At 50.4% G+C, this 16,970-nt stretch carries 15 protein-coding genes; all 15 read right to left on the reverse strand.

Annotated elements, in window-relative coordinates:
• Positions 1-81: 81 nt before the first annotated feature.
• The 15 genes from Q8M98_00990 to Q8M98_01060 all read right to left on the reverse strand — a co-directional run bounded on the left by Q8M98_00990 (position 82) and on the right by Q8M98_01060 (position 16,459).
• Complete coding sequence (locus Q8M98_00990; GenBank protein MDP3113325.1) at positions 82-1,197, reverse strand: AAA family ATPase; 1,116 nt, start codon at positions 1,195-1,197, stop codon at positions 82-84.
• 373 nt (positions 1,198-1,570) lie between these two features.
• Positions 1,571-2,923, reverse strand: coding sequence for a T9SS type A sorting domain-containing protein (locus tag Q8M98_00995; protein ID MDP3113326.1), 1,353 nt, complete (start codon positions 2,921-2,923; stop codon positions 1,571-1,573).
• 29 nt (positions 2,924-2,952) lie between these two features.
• Positions 2,953-4,404: a DUF6029 family protein gene (locus Q8M98_01000; protein ID MDP3113327.1), complete on the reverse strand. Its 1,452-nt coding sequence runs from the start codon at positions 4,402-4,404 to the stop codon at positions 2,953-2,955.
• A 2-nt stretch (positions 4,405-4,406) separates the two neighbouring features.
• Complete coding sequence (locus tag Q8M98_01005) at positions 4,407-4,898, reverse strand: TlpA disulfide reductase family protein (protein MDP3113328.1); 492 nt, start codon at positions 4,896-4,898, stop codon at positions 4,407-4,409.
• Positions 4,899-4,906: 8 nt separating this feature from the next.
• Positions 4,907-6,019, reverse strand: coding sequence for a hypothetical protein (locus tag Q8M98_01010; GenBank protein MDP3113329.1), 1,113 nt, complete (start codon positions 6,017-6,019; stop codon positions 4,907-4,909).
• Positions 6,016-7,869 (reverse strand): thioredoxin family protein, encoded by a 1,854-nt coding sequence (locus Q8M98_01015; GenBank protein ID MDP3113330.1) that lies wholly within the window; start codon positions 7,867-7,869, stop codon positions 6,016-6,018. Before Q8M98_01015 ends, Q8M98_01010 begins: the two co-directional genes overlap by 4 nt.
• Positions 7,870-7,947: 78 nt before the next feature.
• A complete protein-coding gene (locus Q8M98_01020; GenBank protein MDP3113331.1) occupies positions 7,948-8,832 on the reverse strand; it encodes a DMT family transporter in 885 nt (294 codons plus the stop codon).
• A 21-nt stretch (positions 8,833-8,853) separates the two neighbouring features.
• Positions 8,854-9,657, reverse strand: a complete 804-nt coding sequence (locus Q8M98_01025; GenBank protein ID MDP3113332.1) for a BtpA/SgcQ family protein — start codon at positions 9,655-9,657, stop codon at positions 8,854-8,856.
• Positions 9,658-9,664: 7 nt separating this feature from the next.
• A complete protein-coding gene (locus tag Q8M98_01030) occupies positions 9,665-11,149 on the reverse strand; it encodes a bifunctional UDP-sugar hydrolase/5'-nucleotidase (GenBank protein MDP3113333.1) in 1,485 nt (494 codons plus the stop codon).
• The gene (gene kdsB, locus Q8M98_01035; protein MDP3113334.1) at positions 11,146-11,883 is read right to left on the reverse strand and encodes a 3-deoxy-manno-octulosonate cytidylyltransferase; all 738 of its coding nucleotides are present in this window, start codon (positions 11,881-11,883) and stop codon (positions 11,146-11,148) included. Before kdsB ends, Q8M98_01030 begins: the two co-directional genes overlap by 4 nt.
• A gap of 2 nt (positions 11,884-11,885) precedes the next feature.
• Entirely contained in the window at positions 11,886-12,683 is a 798-nt protein-coding gene (locus tag Q8M98_01040; GenBank protein MDP3113335.1) for a hypothetical protein, read from the reverse strand.
• Positions 12,680-14,530, reverse strand: a complete 1,851-nt coding sequence (gene mnmG, locus Q8M98_01045) for a tRNA uridine-5-carboxymethylaminomethyl(34) synthesis enzyme MnmG (protein ID MDP3113336.1) — start codon at positions 14,528-14,530, stop codon at positions 12,680-12,682. The genes Q8M98_01040 and mnmG overlap by 4 nt, the downstream gene beginning before the upstream one ends.
• Positions 14,531-14,539: 9 nt before the next feature.
• Positions 14,540-15,151, reverse strand: a complete 612-nt coding sequence (gene yihA / locus Q8M98_01050; protein MDP3113337.1) for a ribosome biogenesis GTP-binding protein YihA/YsxC — start codon at positions 15,149-15,151, stop codon at positions 14,540-14,542.
• A complete protein-coding gene (gene queD / locus Q8M98_01055; GenBank protein ID MDP3113338.1) occupies positions 15,144-15,515 on the reverse strand; it encodes a 6-carboxytetrahydropterin synthase QueD in 372 nt (123 codons plus the stop codon). The genes yihA and queD overlap by 8 nt, the downstream gene beginning before the upstream one ends.
• Positions 15,516-15,526: 11 nt before the next feature.
• Positions 15,527-16,459 carry a magnesium transporter CorA family protein gene (locus Q8M98_01060; protein MDP3113339.1) on the reverse strand — a complete coding sequence of 311 codons (933 nt, stop codon included), beginning with the start codon at positions 16,457-16,459 and terminating at the stop codon, positions 15,527-15,529.
• Positions 16,460-16,970: the final 511 nt, after the last annotated feature.

The following is a 16,970-nucleotide window of genomic DNA, read 5'->3' on the forward strand; positions in this document are numbered from 1 at the left end:
ACGGCCTACGGGTCAATGGATGAAGTACAGAATGCCCTGATTGATAGCTTTGAATACCTGGACAACAACAAAGATATGGTTTCAAGACTGACCTATTTTAAGTGGATGAATTTGGATATATGAAAGCGAATTGGTATTAGAGTATTTACCAGTTGGCTTGAAGTAATGGAGTCTGAACTTCTTTTTTTCGATATTTACTAATCTGCTGGTAAAGGGGGATTGATTTATTTTGAACAATTCGCAAATAAATGATTCTATCGATTTGTTCTTCTTTTCACATTTTTGGAACTCAACAAACGCCCAAACGTAATCTATCATTACTGGCGAATGGGTTGACATCACAACTCTATAGCCACGGCTTAAGAGGTCTAAAACCGTAAGAAAGGCATCTCCGATAGCTTTGGGGTGCAGCCCCATTTCAAGCTCTTCAATTATTACTGTATGCACTCCGCCAGTAGTTTGCATTCTCCCGGCCGGCAACAGATAATACAAGCCATACAGATAAGGTATAAACTCTCTCTGACCTGCAGAAGCAGCATTAAGGGGGATGGATTCACTACCTCCATGGGGTGAAAGTTCGATTCTATAGCTACCAATATCTTGCTTAATAGACAAAGTGGAGTTTGCGAATATCGATGTCTCCAGATTATTTTTCAAAGCCTTGCTGAGTTTCCCTTCCATAGGAAAGAGATGTATCTTTTTTTGCCTATAAGGTAATAGCTTGGCGTTAAGCACATCACCAAACTCACGGACAGCATACGGCATGCTCTCTATATAATTCTTAAAAGCCCGTGGCCAACCATTTTCAAGAGTAATATACCGTTGTGCAGGGATGTAGAAACAGCTTAAATCTTGCCTCCCGTAAGCTTTGTTAATAAATTTGTTTATATCTTGCTTCTTTTCATTTACCGTTATGATAGACTGGTCGTTAATAAGAAAATCCATACCCTCGCCGAAGTAAATCTGTAAAAACCTGTTTAAATCCTTATCCCAGTATTTGTCATTATCCCTCAAGGTATAAACGATATTATTGATATCCTCAAATAGTTTAAGAAATTGCAAAAATACGGTTTTCCCTGTAGCTTGAGGACCAACCAAAACAGTCAGATCACCAAAGTTTATACTTGCTTTTTTAATCGAACCTATGTTCTCCAATGTCAGCGATTTCACAACATGGTTCATTTTTTTCTTTGTCATTTTTCCTCACAAATACTGAACAGAATATCTGAGCAAAAGCTCACAAAGTCTAACAAATTGTTTCAGGAATATCTGTCAATTAGTTTTTCCCTTGCCTCAGCTTCGAAAGACGGAGATGGGAAAAGAACTTGACAAAAAAAGGAAACTGATTATCATGTAAAATGTGAACCATCCTGAGTGACTACCCGCTGTGAAGGATGGGGACTGCCGGGGAGGTAGTAAATCCCGTCCGGCATCCTAATCAAGGAGAGCTTTACGGCTCTCCTTTAGTTATTATCAAGCAAAAAAACCGCTTCTCTTGTTGTCAATATTTCTATCCGCGCTTGTATCCCTTGCGTACATAACATCCCTTCTGTCCATCACCATTCCTCACTCATTTTAGCAAGAGCATCCTCTTGGTAATTGTGTTATTTTCAGTTACCAAACGGTAGAAATATACTCCGCTAACTACGCTGTGCCCGGATTGGTCGATACCGTTCCAGACCACGCTATGGCTACCGGAGGTCTTTAACTCATTGACAAGGGTCTGAACCTTTTGACCCTTCATATTGTATATCTCCAAGCGGACATTCCCTTTTGCCGGGATTTGATAATCAATCGTGGTGGAAGGATTGAAGGGATTGGGATAGTTTCCCTTTAGCAGAGTTGGTTGAGAGATATAATGATCGTCATTTGCGCTCACGTCGCTGGTGCGAAAGCGGAAGGGGATCGAATAGGTGCCGAGATTGGGGGAAGATAACACAAAACGGAAGTTTCCGATCCCGCTGGAGCCGATCCAGAGGTTGAGATGAAAAGCCACTTTGCCCCCGGAGAGGAGATTCAAGGGCATGGGGAGATTTCCCGGATAGCAGTTTCCGTCCTCGCCGCAATAATTGAAATACCAGTCTTCAGGAGCAGAATCGATCACGATTTGCATTATATAATTGTCCGATTGTCCCAGATTGAAGAACCACAAAGCGGGCGATTCAAACAGTCCCGCATTGCCGACGATGTTTGCGTCCCAATCAAATGCGGCTCGGAAGTTATATTGCGGAAGTGGCAATGTGTGAGCGGTTTGCAGGATCGCGGCGTCTTCGATTTGGACAAAGGCGAGCGCCCAAAGATTGTTTGCGTTCCAGGCGGGATTTATAGTGAAATATTGGTCAAAAGTAACTGTATTTCCGGCTCCGAAGAGGTTTAGCGGCAGGCTGACGACTTGTCTGGTCACGTTTGTGATTCCCTCCGAGACGTTATCTTCCACCAGATAGAGATGGAGCTGTTGATTGACGATGGAGAGCGTGGTAGAAAGCATTTCCACGTTTCCGGTGATCCGTCCGTTGACGGCACTGAAATCCGTGATATTCATTTTCAGCGGCGAGGCACTATAGAGATAGGGTTTCAAAGCCGCGGTATAGACGCTGCCGTCCGCGATGCCGTCTCCGCTACCATCGACGCGGGTTTTACCATTGAAGATGACTGCCGGGATGCCGAGGACATCATAATAACTGAATCTGGCATCGACGCTGGGGCTGCTGAGGTTGCCGGATTCCGTGTAAAGCCTCGCGGAGACAAATTCTCCGTTGTGGGTGTTGCCGTGCACGACACTCAAGCCTTCGATGGCGAGCAAACAACCTCCGCACCAGGTGGCGCCAAAATCTTCGGCGATCGAGGTGAGAGGATAGAAGTGCGGTTCCGCTCCTGCGCTGAAAATCAGCATCAGAGCAAAGATAGTGGCTATATATTTCATGGTTATATCTCCTGGATAATGTCTATATTTCAAAATCTGGTGTTCAGTTCCAGGCGCAAGCCCGAAAAGGGAGCCACATAGCGGCATACGCCATTGCGGCAGACCTTTCCGCCGGCTTCCTTACCGGCAAAGAGAACGATTTCGGTGTGGTCGTAGAGGCGGTATTTTGCTTCCATATTTAGCCAATAACGACTTTCCATAATGGATGAGAAGTCTTGCCAACGGCTTTGCGAGCCGAGGGAAAGCGAGGTCTTGCCGAGGGCGAGATCGGCTTGCAGCTTGGGCTCATAATGGTTGTTGGCGATAATGTTCTGTTGTTTTTCGACTATCTTGAATTCGCTGTGCAGGATGATGCTTTTGCCCATGACGGGGAAACCAATCGCGAGCGCGGGATTGAGTTCTTTCTGCCAGTGATCCGTGTTTTCATCCAGCTTCTCGATGTGGGAGAAAGAGAGCGTGGCATGCCGGTTTCCCTGTGTCCAATCCAGAGCGGCATGGGCATCGTTCATTTTCTTGGTCTCGTCTTTGTTCCAGGCTTCTGCATAGTCCAGATTCAGGCTGATGTTTTCGGCGGGGGAAAAGGTCGTCCAGCCTTGAAATCCTGTTTCGTCGATGGCGGAACCCTGGTTGTCCGAGAGGGTTTCGTTGTGATGGTTCGCGAGGGGAATGTCCTGCAGGCGGAACTGAAATTGGTCATAATTCTTATACGCGCCGCCGAACTGGATTCTATCAAGTGTGATGCTGGCGTCAGCATAGAGGGCGCTGCCGCTGATCGCTGAAAGCCCAAAACCGCGTTTGTAGAGTTCGCGGGTGGCATATTCGCCATAGATTTCGACGATGCCGATGTTGTATCTCATCCTGCCGCTGAAGACTTCGCTTTGGTTGTAAGTGTTGAATGGGGTGAAACTGCGCATGCCGACAGCGCTGCCGCCAATGGAAAGCGCGTCATGCAAGGGATATTCGGCATCGATTCCATAAGCAAGATCATATTTCCCGGCTGCGGTGGGGCTTTCGATTGCTCCGTAGAGGGCTTTGAGCCGGAGGACTTCATCATAGCGCACTTTGAAGCCTGTGAGACGCTGATCCGTATCAAACTCGATATCCTGGAAGCTGCGCAGCGCGATGCCGCTGCCAAAGGTCTCTTCGATCGTTCCGGCATGGATCAGGATGGCGTCTTTGTTGTAATTGACATACAGTTCTTTCCAGCCGAATTGGAGACGCGTGGGATCGATATCTTCCAAAAGCTCGCTCTGGCTGGTTGAATACTTTGGCAGTTCGGCGATGAACTTCATACCGAAGCTGAAATCCCGGTAGCCCAGATTGAAGGCAAAGGAATCGCGGAAATAGACGCTTAGGGAGTCCTCCACGCTGCGATAGACAAACTTAGCCTCGTTCAATCCGCTCAGGCTGGGGACGTTTTGGGCAAAGAGCATTCCGCCGAGAAGGAAGATCATGCACAGCGGTAATATCTGTTTTCGCATCGTCATTCCGCCTCGGTGTCGAGATTCAGCAACACGCGGATATGATTGTCGTAATGCTCGATGATGCCGGGTTCGAAGCCCAGATGGGAATAGACGATTGTGCCCTCTTTATCGAGGATGAAGGTGTGGGGAGGATTGGTGACATTGAGTTTTTTCGCCAGGGTTTTTTCGGAATCGAAGAGGGTGACAAACTTGAAGTTCTTGCTTTTGAGATAGTTCTTGGCTTTGTTGACGCCCTTGGGTGCGTCGATGGAAACGAGCACCACGGTCAGTGAGTCATATTTGAGGGCAAGCTCGTTCAGATAGGGCATGGAGTTTTTGCAGGGTGTGCAATAATCCGCCCAGAAATCCATCAGGATGGGACCCTTGCCCAAGAGATCGGCAAGGGTCACGTTTTTGTTATTGATGTCCGGCAGCCGGAAATCGGGCATCGCTTCGGCAAAGGCAAAGCCCGCGATGAGGCATAGTGTGATCAATATCAAAGAAACTTTCATGTTGGCTCCTATTTCTTCACTTGAAGGGGAAATTCCACGCCGCTGTAGATCACGGCGTCGTTTGCAAAGGGCGAGGGCTTGCGCTGGACATAGATCACCAGCGAGGCGTCATCCGGAATCGGTTTGCTGGAAACCAGGGTGAAATCTATCGGCAGTTCGATGTTATAGGTGCTAATATCGATGCTGCCCTTGGCGAGCACGAGGTTTTTCAGAGGGATGCCTAACACATTGTTGTAGGTGGAAACGCGGTCGATGAGCACATAAGTGAGATAGGTCTGGGCAAAGCCGAAGTCGTTGGATAAAGGAATCACTCGCACCGAGCCGTTGATCGTCTGCCCGATGATGCTGTATCCGATATCCTGATAGGACATGGGGCTGTCAATTTCGATCAGAGAAGCGATCAGGGGTTGATAGAGATCGAGGACGTCGGGATTGCTGCCGACGAGTTTGCTCTGCCCCTGAAACACTACTGCCGGCACGCTGGAATAACCGTAGTAAGCGAAAGTGTTGTCTCCCGGGACGGTGGCGGGTCCGCTGATGTGGTATTCCAGATAGGAAAGCTGGTTTGGATACTGAGCCTGAAGATCGTGGAGCAGTGCGTCCACCACGGGGCAGTTTGGACACCCGAGAAAGCTGAAATACTCAAGGATGACGCGTTGTTTCACGGTGGGGCAATCGCAATCGATCTGATTGCCTCTGAGCAGCCAGTTTCCATTTCGTTTGACCAAGCGCTCGCCAACGAAGGTGCTGTCGATCAGCACTGATTTGTCTGCCGCTGAGCTGATCTTCAGTCTCCAATTCACGATGGCGGTGCTATCCGTCTGGGTCTGTGCGCTTTGCATGGTCACTTCGATGCTCGCGTTCGGGTTCAAAGACAGGATGTTTTGATAGAAATCTTCCCGCTCTCCTTTGTTGATGCCAAAATGCAGGTAATCATCGGCATAAAATTGCATCACGGGAGTGAGATTGGTGGGCGTGGCGTTGTCAAAACCAGTTTGCAGAGGGCTGAAAAACGCCGCTTCAAAATCCACCCCGACCGGTGGCAGAAAGTCGTGGCTGAACCTATCGCACCCAAAAGCCATTAATGCGAGTATGGCGAGGGCAAGGATGGAGTATCTCAATTTGCCTCCTTGAGAGGTATCTGTTCAAGGGCTTTGCGGATGTCGGACTTGCTGAAAAGCTCGCTCATCTTGATCGGCGACTTACCGGGAATATATAAAACGTTGAAGGGCACGCCGATGCTGCCGCCTTTTTGTATCCAATCCAGCAGCACGGGATCCTTGCGGGTGAAATCTCCCTTCAATAATACCACGCCTTTTTCCGCAAACTCCCGCATGATGTCATCCTGATGCAAGACCTTGCGTTCGTTCACCTTGCAGTTTGCGCACCAGTCCGCACCGATGTCTAAAAAGACGGGTTTCCCCTCCGCCTGCAGCTTGTCAAAAAGCTGCGGACTGAACACATACCAGCCATCATGATCGGCAGGCTGCAAATCTCCGGTGGTTTGGATCACCTTGGTTTCTTCCATGAAGGGAAGATAGGTATATGCAGAAAGGGCAATCACGCCAACGGCGAGGAGCGTGAATATGAACTGAACCGCCTTGGAATGTTCCATGCGCACAAATCTGCCATAGAGCCAGGCGGCAAAACCGAGAAAGATCACATAGTGGCTCACGGAGAGCAGGTAAGCGCCGCTTCTCGTTAGCCCCCAGAGGGTTGAAAAGTATTTGAAGACGAGCAGCATAAGCACAAAGCCCATCAATTCCTTGAAGATGTTCATCCATTCGCCGGGCTTGGGGATCCATTTCAGCGCCCTTGGATACATACTGATGATCACAAAAGGCAGGGCGAAACCGAGACCAATCAGCAGAAAAAATACCACCAACAGAGGCGAGGAAAGCCTGACCGCCACTTCCAGAGCAGGACCCATAAAGGGGCCCATACAGGAAAAGCCCATCAAAAAGGCAAACACTCCCCAGAAGAAAGAGCCGGTATAACCTTTACGCGAAGTGGCTTTGCTGGCGGTGTTCTGTCCTGGTGCGTTCATCACGAAGACGCCCAAAAGCGAGAGTCCGAAGACGAAGATGATGCTGAGCATGATCAGATTGTAAGTGAGGCTTTGATTGAGAAATCCGTAGGTGAGGTTGACTCCCGAAAGCCGCGCGATGACGAAAGCAGCCGCGATCGAGCCAAAGGAAAGCAGCACTCCGAGCGTGTAGATCATCGTGTGCAGAAAGAGTTTGGTGATATCTTTCTGCGCCTGGTTGATCATGCTCATCGCGCGGATGGGAAGGATCGGCAGCACGCAGGGAGTGGCGTTGAGCACGATGCCGCCAAGGATCGCCATCAGCATATAGAAGATGATGCTTTTTGTAGTGGTGCCGGCAGGGGGGACTTCCGTTTCCGGCAGCGTTTCCGCGGTTGTCAATTCGATGCTTTCGGTGGTGTCCGGCTCCGATGGAGTTTTCTCTTCGGATCCGGTTTCGGTGCTTGGCGCAAGCGGCACTTCTTCCGCAGCCAGAATCTCCAGACTGACCTTGTCAAGCGCTTCTACCGGCGGATCGCAAAACCCGCTAATGGCATGGCAGAGACCATAGCTCATTTCGGCTTTGATTTCCGTCTTTCCAGCTTTGGCTATGGCTTTGACGGTGAATGGAAGCGTGAGCGTCAGGCTTTTGTAATATTCCCAGAATCCATCTTCGGAGATTTTGTCCGGTTTGGGATATTGATGTTTGCCGAAACTGAGCGAGGAGTTTTCTCCGATCAGGTAGAAATAGGAGCTCTCCAGGTCCTTGGGATCGTGGGATTGCTTTTTGCCTTCGGGAATGCTCAAAGTTGCGCGCAGAATGCCCTTTTCGCCAGGTTTGAGCGATGCTTTATCCAGGGAGAACTTTACGCTTTGTGTGCCCGGCAGCATACCTGCCAGAGCGAGCGCGATCATTATCATCAGCATCTTTGCGTGGCTACGCATCAATACCTCCACTTATTTGTCTATCAATATCAATAAAGTATAAGCAGAAAACATTCCACAGCAATGGCTCATTTCAAACTAAAACCGCCGGCGCAGACGTTGCAAGTCCCGGTATTGGGAAATAACCAAGCCCGTCAGAGTGAGTGCCAAACCTATGCTGGATTGCGTGTTGAGCCGGTCTCCGAGGATCAGAAAAGCCAGAATCACGGTGAACACCGGGATCAGATTGGTGAAGATGTTTGCTCTGATCACGCCAAGCTCGCGGATCACACCCGTATATAACAGAAAAGCGCCTACGGAAGCGAAGATGGACATCCCCGCGATCGTGGTGAGCCCCCTTGTGGAATGCTGAAGATTGATGAAATGAGACCAGTCGTTGATAAAAAAGACCGGCACGAAATAGATCAATCCGAAAAAACTCTGCCAGGCAACGATGGTGAGCGCGGAATACTTCAAAGTGAGAGAGCGAATAAGAAGTCCATAGAGCATTCCAGCCATCACCGCCAGAAGCAAAAACAGGATGCCGGTGGTCGTTGCGGCAAGATCATCCGTGCCCAGGCTCATCACCGCGACGCCGCTGAAAGAAACGATCAGTCCCACGACCAATAGCGGGTAGATCTTTTCACGCAAGAAAAGCCAGGCTCCCACGGCAGTCACGATTGGGATCGTCGATATGATCAGGGAACCCAAAGTCGCGGACACATGCTGCATCCCGTTCGCCTCTCCCAGAAAGTATAGAAAAGGCTCGCATAAAGAAACCAACATCATGTGCAGCATATCTTTGCGGTTGATCTTCTGCCAATGTCCGCTGAGCAGCATCACCGTGAAAAGCAGCAGCGATGCCAGCACCAGACGCAAAAACACGATCTCGATGGGACGATAGGTCTCCAGCGCCACCTTGATCCAGACGAAAGTGAGCGCCCAAAACAGCATTGCCAGGGTCGCTTTCAGGTAGGTGATCATGTGTCCTCTCGGAGCGTCCATCTATGGTCTCAGCCTCTCCACCTCTGTCATAAAAGCCTTTATCCTCTGAAGGGAAAGGGCATTTGACCATAATCCATCCACCTTGAAGTGCGAACCCACGATGAAGGCGTCGGCGAGCTCCCAGTATTCACACAGATTCACGGTCGTGATGCCGGAGCCGATCAGGATGGGGAGCTTGCAGGCTTTGCAAACTTCATCCAAGTCCTTGATATTGCAAGCCTTGCCGGTGCTGTTTCCGCTTACTATCACTCCATCGGAGAGAAAGAACTCCGCAGCGGACGCGGTTTCCCCGATGCAGATATCCTGTGTCAGGCTGTGCGAACTATGCTTTTTCTTGATGTCTGTGAAGATGTCTATCTCCTCCGCACCCAGATATTTGCGATAGCGCAGCAGCTCCGCGGCGTCGGACTGAATGATGCCTTCGTCGGCTACGTGGGCAAAGACGAAACCTTCGGCTCGGATAAAATCCAGTCCCGCGGCATGGGCGACCGCCAGAGCCGCTTTATTCGCTCCCGCAAGGATTTGGATGCCCAAAGGAAGGTCGGTTTCCCTCCTCAGTTCATGTGCCAGCACGCTCATGGCGCTGATGATCTCGTCACCGACCACGCGCCTGGAGTATGGAACGTCGTGCATGTTTTCGATCAACATGGCATCAACGCCATGTTCTTGATAGGTATGAGTTTCCTCCAATAAATGGTCGATAATCGCCCTCATGGAGTGGCGGTGTTTTGGCGTTCCCGGCAATGCCTGCACGTGCAGCATGACGATTATCGGCTTGCGGGCTTGATCTGCAAAGAGTTTCATGGCTTGGTTACTCCTTGATTGGGAACTGTTTTTGCACCTGATTGATCATGGTGTCCAGGAAAAGAATGCCGGTGTCATAAGCATCGAAGGGCTTGAATCCCAGATACTTTTCCCATTGCCCGAGGACATAGTCGTGCGAGACCACGCGATAGACTGCGTCGTGTTCCAAACGATAGCCGCCCATGTCAAACCAGCCATGATCGCAATCGTGCCAATGTTTGCAATACTCGGGAATCCAACCCGGCGCGCTGGTCTGACAGATATCATAGGGGCGCTGCATTTTGTGCAGATTATTCAGTTCCCAAAAGGTCAGCAGGTCTTTTCCGGTGCAGGAAAAGAGCACAACGCTGTTGTTGAAGGGCAGCACTTCGTGCATATCTTTCAGGGTTATCTTTCCCGCAGGAACGGATTTGCGGATTCCGCCATTGTTGATGATGGCAATGTGCGGCAGGTAGGGATCGGCGAATTCATCCTTGAGAGCCTTTGCCATCCAGCGGGAGACGTTCGTTTCGACGTATTTGTCCGGAATCCAGTCAAAAGGCAGAACGCCGATGACTTTACCCAGCTCATCCTCGATTTGCATCGATTTCTCGCTCACGAAAGCCGAGATGAAACCGCCAATATCGGGAAAGTTTGTTAAAAGCGGAACAAGGGCATTGGTAAAAGATACAACGCGGTCGTCCACAACCTCGATATCGGCATAGCCGAGGTGGCTCAAATAGCTGCCTGCTTGCAAGATATAGATGCCGTTTATCAGCCTGGGCTCTGTGATATGGGTGTGTGTATGTCCTCCGATGATGATATCCACGCGATCGTCCAATTGCGTGGCGAGCAGGCTGTCCGCCTCAAAGCCGATATGAGTGAGCAGAATAATGAGATCGGTCTCTTTATCCAGATCACCGAGGTAGAGATCGATGGCGCTCCTATAATCCAAGATGCTGATATCCTTGACGTTCTCCATCTTGACCTTTTCGGCAAGATCGGAGAGGGTGAGTCCCATGATACCGATTTTCAGCGAATCGAGTTCAATGATGTGGGTGGGGTTTCCGCCATAGGGTTTGCCACTTTCATGCTCTAACAGATTAGTGCTGATGAAGGGATAATTTGCCAATTCGATTAGGCGTCTGAGATTATCCAGGCTGTGGTCAAATTCGTGGTTGCCGTAGGTGGTGCCATCGAGCGCCAGACGGTTGAAGACCTCGATCACGGCTCCGCCAACTGCGCCTTTGTGTTTCAATGCGGCAAAGACGGTGCCGGTTTGTTGGTCTCCGGCATCCAGATAGACGGAGCGAGCGGCGGCTTTCCGCAAGTGCGTAAGATGTTGTTCCAGAGCCAGGTAGCCGCCAAGCGTGTGCATATTGTTTCCGCTGCCGAACCTACGGCTTTGATAGGCGCCGTGGGTGTCGTTGGTGTGGAAGATCCTGAGGGGCACAGAAAAGAGGATCGTGCTCAGGAAAAAATATAAAACAAGGGAAAATACTCTCTTGCTCATGATTTAGCTCTTTGGCTGATAAGCAGTTGCTCTGCGCTGACCAAGTCTTCGGGAGTGTCGATGCCGACGCCCTGATAGGCAGTTTCGACCATGCGGATGGGGATGCCGTTTTCAAGAGCGCGAAGTTGTTCCAGCTTCTCGATTTGTTCCAGTTTTCCCAGGGGAAGGGATACAAAAAGAAACAAGGCTTCAGGGCGATATGCATAGACGCCGATATGACGGAAATAGCCGATAACATCCGCTTTATCCCGATTGAAGGGAATCGGCGAGCGGGAAAAATAGATGGCGTTTCCACTAATATCAGTGACTACTTTGACGCAATTGGGATCCATCAGTTGGCTTTGATCAGTAATCCTGGTCATTAGGGATGCGATGCGAACGCTTTCGTCTTTGAAGACATTTAGTAGGCTGGAAAGACAATCCCTGTCGATGAACGGTTCGTCGCCCTGCACGTTGACGATGATCTCCGCGTCCAAATCTTTTGCTGTTTCGGCGATGCGGTCGCTGCCGCTCAGATGGTGTTCAGAGGTCATCAACGCCTTGCCACCGAAGGATTTGACGCAGTTCAGTATCTCGGTGCTGTCCGTGGCGACGATCACCTCAGAGAATATTTCACAGCTCAAAACAGCTTCATAAACCAACCTGATCATCGGTTTTCCGCCGATCAAAGCCAAAGCCTTGGCGGGAAAGCGGGTGGAGGCATAGCGGGCGGGGATGATGGCGATCGCTTTCATGCTTATTTTACACTCTTGAGTTGGAGGAAAACCTTGTAGCTCACGATGTTATCCTGCTTGAACGGGGCGATGAAACTCTTGTCTAAATAGACGTTTTGGCTGCGGGTGACAGTCTCGATGGCAATGTTTCGCTGCATGATGTCATTTGTGGCACGAACGACCGCAACCACGTTTTGCAAACGGTATTGGGCGATCTGCCGCAAAGCCAGCTCCTGTGCCATGTTCCAGGCATCCATCAAAGACGCCTGATGCGAGCTTGCCACGCTGTAGAGCGTTTTCCCGTTTGTATATACGCTGTGGGACGCGCTCCAATCCGGGATATTGGTTGAATTCATGGAGAGCTTTTCAGGTTTGACCGAGCCGTCGATGAAACCAAAAAGCCCGATCAGATAGCCGTTTATTTCATAGCTATCGATCATCTTCAAGCCCGCGGAAGCTCGATAGAGAAAGCCTATATCGCTGCTCACCACGACGTTGAAGGATATCTTCGCCCAATCGATCTCCTCTTGCATGGCGAGCGAAAGCACGATCTCCTTGTCCACGATGTAGGAGCTGTGATTGCGCGAAAGCGAGACTGCCGCAAAGTCCCTGGCAAAATCAACCGCGCCATCCGAATAGAAGTTATCCGCATAAGTGATACCGATCACATATCCCCCAGCCGGGAGTTCCCACAACCAGCCCGGTGCGTCGAAAGCAAGATGTTGCGGCGGGACAATATCTTTCTGCAAAGGCGCGCGGTTCTTCGCGCAAGCTGAAACAAGCAGGATCAGCAGCAGGGATAGCAAGGATAAGTATCTCATACACAGTTCTTTTTGAGGTGATGGCGGTTTTTGCGCAGCCAGATCAAAAGCGCCGCGGTATCCGTATAGTTCACTCCGGGGATGCGCATTGCTTGTCCGATGCTGCGCGGGCGGATGCGGGAAAGCTTTTCACGCGCTTCCCAGGCAATGGTATCGATGCCGAAAAAGTCTATCTCATCCGGAATAACCAGCTCTTCGGCGGAGGAAAAACGCTCAAGCTCTTCAGCCGCGCGCTTCAGATAGCCCTCATACTTGATCTCAAGTTCGATGCGGCGGGCGATATCCGCGCTCAGATCACCCGCAGGCTGATATCCGTAATTGCATAGATCGGAGAATTTTAGCTCCGGTCGTTTGAGCAACACGGCATATTTGAGCGGCTCTTTAAGAGCGGCATGAGGCTTACATTTTTCGCCCTTGAGGCGTTCAAGTTCCCGGTGCTTGATCTCCAGCATGCTTTGAAAACGTTGCCATCGGACATCCGAAACCAAGCCAAGCTCGTGACCGATTGGCATCATACGCTCATCCGCGTTGTCCTGTCGTAATAAAAGGCGATATTCCGCGCGGGATGTGAACATCCGGTAAGGCTCATTCGTTCCGCAAGTTACGAGGTCATCGATCAAAACCCCGATATAGGCATCGCTGCGTCCGAGGATGAGCGGCTCCTTTCCTTCCAACGAAAGGGAGGCGTTGATCCCCGCCATGATGCCTTGCGCGGCGGCTTCTTCATAGCCGGAGGTGCCGTTTATCTGTCCCGCCAAATACAGTCCTTTGATCTTTTTGCATTCCAGCGAAGCAGAAATCTCCTCGGGAGAGACGTAATCATATTCAATCGCATAGGCATAGCGGATCAGACGCGCTTTTTCCATTCCCGGAATGCTGTGCACGATCATTTCCTGCACATTGGGCGGCAGGCTTGTGGAAATGCCGTTGACATAACCCTCGTGGGTGTGGATTCCCTCCGGTTCAATGAAAATCTGATGCCTCTCGCGCAGGGGAAATTTGACGATCTTGTCTTCGATCGAAGGGCAATAGCGCGGTCCGATACCCTGAATGATGCCTCCATAAAGCGAGGATTCCATCAGATTGGCACGAATGATCTCATGCGTGGCGGGCGTCGTGTGGGTGATCAAACATGAAACCTGATTGCGCAGAACCACGTCTCTGTAATAGGAAAAGCCCTCGGGGTTTGCGTCCCCGGCTTGTTCCTCGAGCTTGGAATAATCCAGAGAACGCAGATCTATACGCGGCGGAGTGCCGGTTTTAAACCTTTCCACCTTCAATCCATGCCCGCATAAAGATACGGATAGTTCCTCCGCGGAAGGCTCACCGCTGCGTCCTCCGGGAATGGCATATTTGCCCACGTGGATGAGACCGCGCAGGAAAGTTCCCGTCGCCAGAATCACTTTCGGCGCACGATAAGTCCTTCCGATGGAAGTTTTTACACCTTTCACTTCCGCGCCCTCGATGATCAACTCGCTCACCACGCTTTCGATGACGTGCAAGCCAGCCTGATCTTCGATTAACCGGTGCATTAATGATGAGTATTGAGCCCGATCGTTTTGCACTCTCGGAGCCCAGACCGCCGGTCCTTTGCTGCGGTTGAGCATGCGAAAATGGATGCCAGTGAGATCCGCCACATAGCCAAGCTGCCCACCCAAAGCGTCGATTTCTCTTGCCAGATGACCCTTGGCAGGACCTCCGACGGAAGGATTGCAGCTCATTCTGCCGATGGATTCGATCTTGATCACAAAAACTGCCGTTTTTGCCCCACGCCGAGAGGCTGCCAAAGCAGCTTCAATACCAGCGTGCCCGGCACCGACGACGATCACGTCGTAATCAAAATGCATCCAGCCCGCCTAATTCAGTCTTTCGTAAATCCAGGCAAGCAGTGGTTCAAATCCGGTGTTTTTGAGCGAGGAAACGGCAAACATTGTTTCGTCTCTGAGCCCCAAACCCTTGTGCAGAATCGCCAATGTCCTGGCTATCTTCGTCTTGGGGATTTTATCCGCCTTGGTGGCTACGACACAATGATCGATATTGCGCAGACGCAGCAGTTCCAGCATCAGAACGTCTTTTCCATCCGCGGGATGGCGGATATCGACAAGCACGATGATGCTGCGCAGTTGCTCGCGCTGCTCCAGGTATTTACTGATCATTTTACGCCATTTTTCCTGCTCGGCGAGGCTGATATCAGCAAAGCCATATCCCGGCAGGTCAGTCACTTGCAAAAATCCTTGCACCGGCGGCTCATCCTGTTTCCAACGCAGCAAAAAGAAATTCAACAGCCGCGTCTTGCCAGGTGTGCCGCTGGTCTTTGCCAGTCCATGATGATTGGTGATCAGGTTGATGAGCGTGGATTTGCCCACGTTGCTTCTACCGGCGAAGGCAAATTCCGGATAGGCGGAAGCGGGATAGTCAGCCGGCTCGATCGCGCTTTTCACATAGAAGGATTCCACAATTCTAATCATTTGAATACACCACGCTGGAGCGTTCAGATTCGCAGATATCGACAAAGCTCACGCTTGCGGGCTGCCCTTCAAGCTCTTTCTGCATGCGTTCATAGACATATTTTGCCAGGTTTTCGCTGGTGGGATTCACCCCATCAAGCTCTTCAACATCGTTCAAATAAGCATGGTCGAGCGGAGCGAGGATGCCGGTGAGCAGTTTCTTGATCACGCCAAAATCCACCGCCATGCCGATCTCGTCAAGCTCGCTGGCGATGATGCAGACCCGCACTCCCCAGTTGTGACCATGCAGATTTTTGCAGGCTCCTTCATAGCCGCAGAGCCTGTGGGCGGCGCTGAAACTGTCGGTTACGCTTAATTTATACATGCTCAATGCTCCTAAAAATACTTTTTGCGGATGAAGATCAGCACCAGAAGAATGGAAAGCAACACGGACACCGCCATCACGATCGCGAAGGCATAGCTGTGTTCCTGAAAGGGCAGATGCACGTTCATTCCATAGATGCTGGCGATCAGTGTGGGCAGCGCCAGGATGATCGTGATCGAGGTGAGGAACTTCATCACGACGTTCAGATTGTTTGAAATGATCGAAGCGAAGGCATCCATCATGCCGCTGAGGATACTGCTGTGGATATTTGCCATTTCGATCGCCTGTTTGTTTTCGATGATGACGTCTTCGATAAGATCTTCCGCCTCTGGATCCAGATTGAGCCAGCGCGAACGCTGCATGCGCTCGAGGATGAGCTCGTTGGATTTGAGCGAGGTGGAGAAATAGACTAGGGATTTTTCCATGCGTAGCAAACGGATCAATTCCTTGTTGCGCAAGGATTGATGCAGCTCGTTTTCGATGTTGGTCGTGCGGCGGTTGATCTCTTTGAGAAACTTGAGAAAATAGACGGCGCAGCGCAGGGTGATATGCAAAAGAAAGCTTTGCTGCGTGATGATGAAGGGGCGGTGCTTGCACTCCAGATATTGGGTGAGCACCTCGTTTTCAAAAAATGACACCGTGATCAGTTTTTCCTGCACGGCGATGATTCCCAAAGGCGCGGTGGCAAATGAAAGGGTGGCGGAACGGTGTTTGTAATAGAGTGGAACGCGCACGATGACCAGCGTCGCGCCGTCTTCATATTCCATGCGGCTGCTCTCATCGGAGTCCTGGAGGTCGGTGATAAAATCTTCCGGGAGATGATAGAGATCGATCAACTTTTTGATCTCATCCGTGTCCGGGTTCTCCAAGTGTATCCAAAATGCCTCATTGTGCGTGATTGCCGGAGCAAAACGCATTCCCGCGATCTTGAAATACTGGATCATGGCGACCTCCTTTGTTTTTATTTCGAAAGCCAATTTTCTGAGAGGGCGAAATTATGGCAATAGAAAAGTTTGAGAAGGCGGGAAACACTGGTCGAGGCTGTTCAATTTCCTCCACATTACTACGCTGCTTTATCCGGGCATTAGGGAGAATCAGAGGTCTTTGGTGTCACCGACGGGGACGTCGGCGTCCCATGATATGGAATTACCGACGTCCCCGTCGGTTCATGTCCGCAGGATGGTTTTCAGATTTGTGGATCGGTCACGAAATTAGTGGAGGGGTGATGCCATGCCCCCTCACCCGTTCACCGACAAACATCTCTCCACCTCCGCAGCAGTGGCATGCTGCGCTACGGGCATCACCTGAGATTTAAATATGGGAAAGAAAGTTCTTGACGAAAGATCGGGATTTGAATTAATGTGGAATCAGGTGATTGTGACTGTAGCAATCGGCATAAAGTATATATTGTGTGAGGCGAAGACTTGCTAACAGGTCTTCAAAGAAAATGAGAAA

It is taken from the genome of Candidatus Cloacimonadaceae bacterium (genome assembly GCA_030693415.1).
Classification (GTDB): Bacteria; Cloacimonadota; Cloacimonadia; order Cloacimonadales; family Cloacimonadaceae; genus JAUYAR01.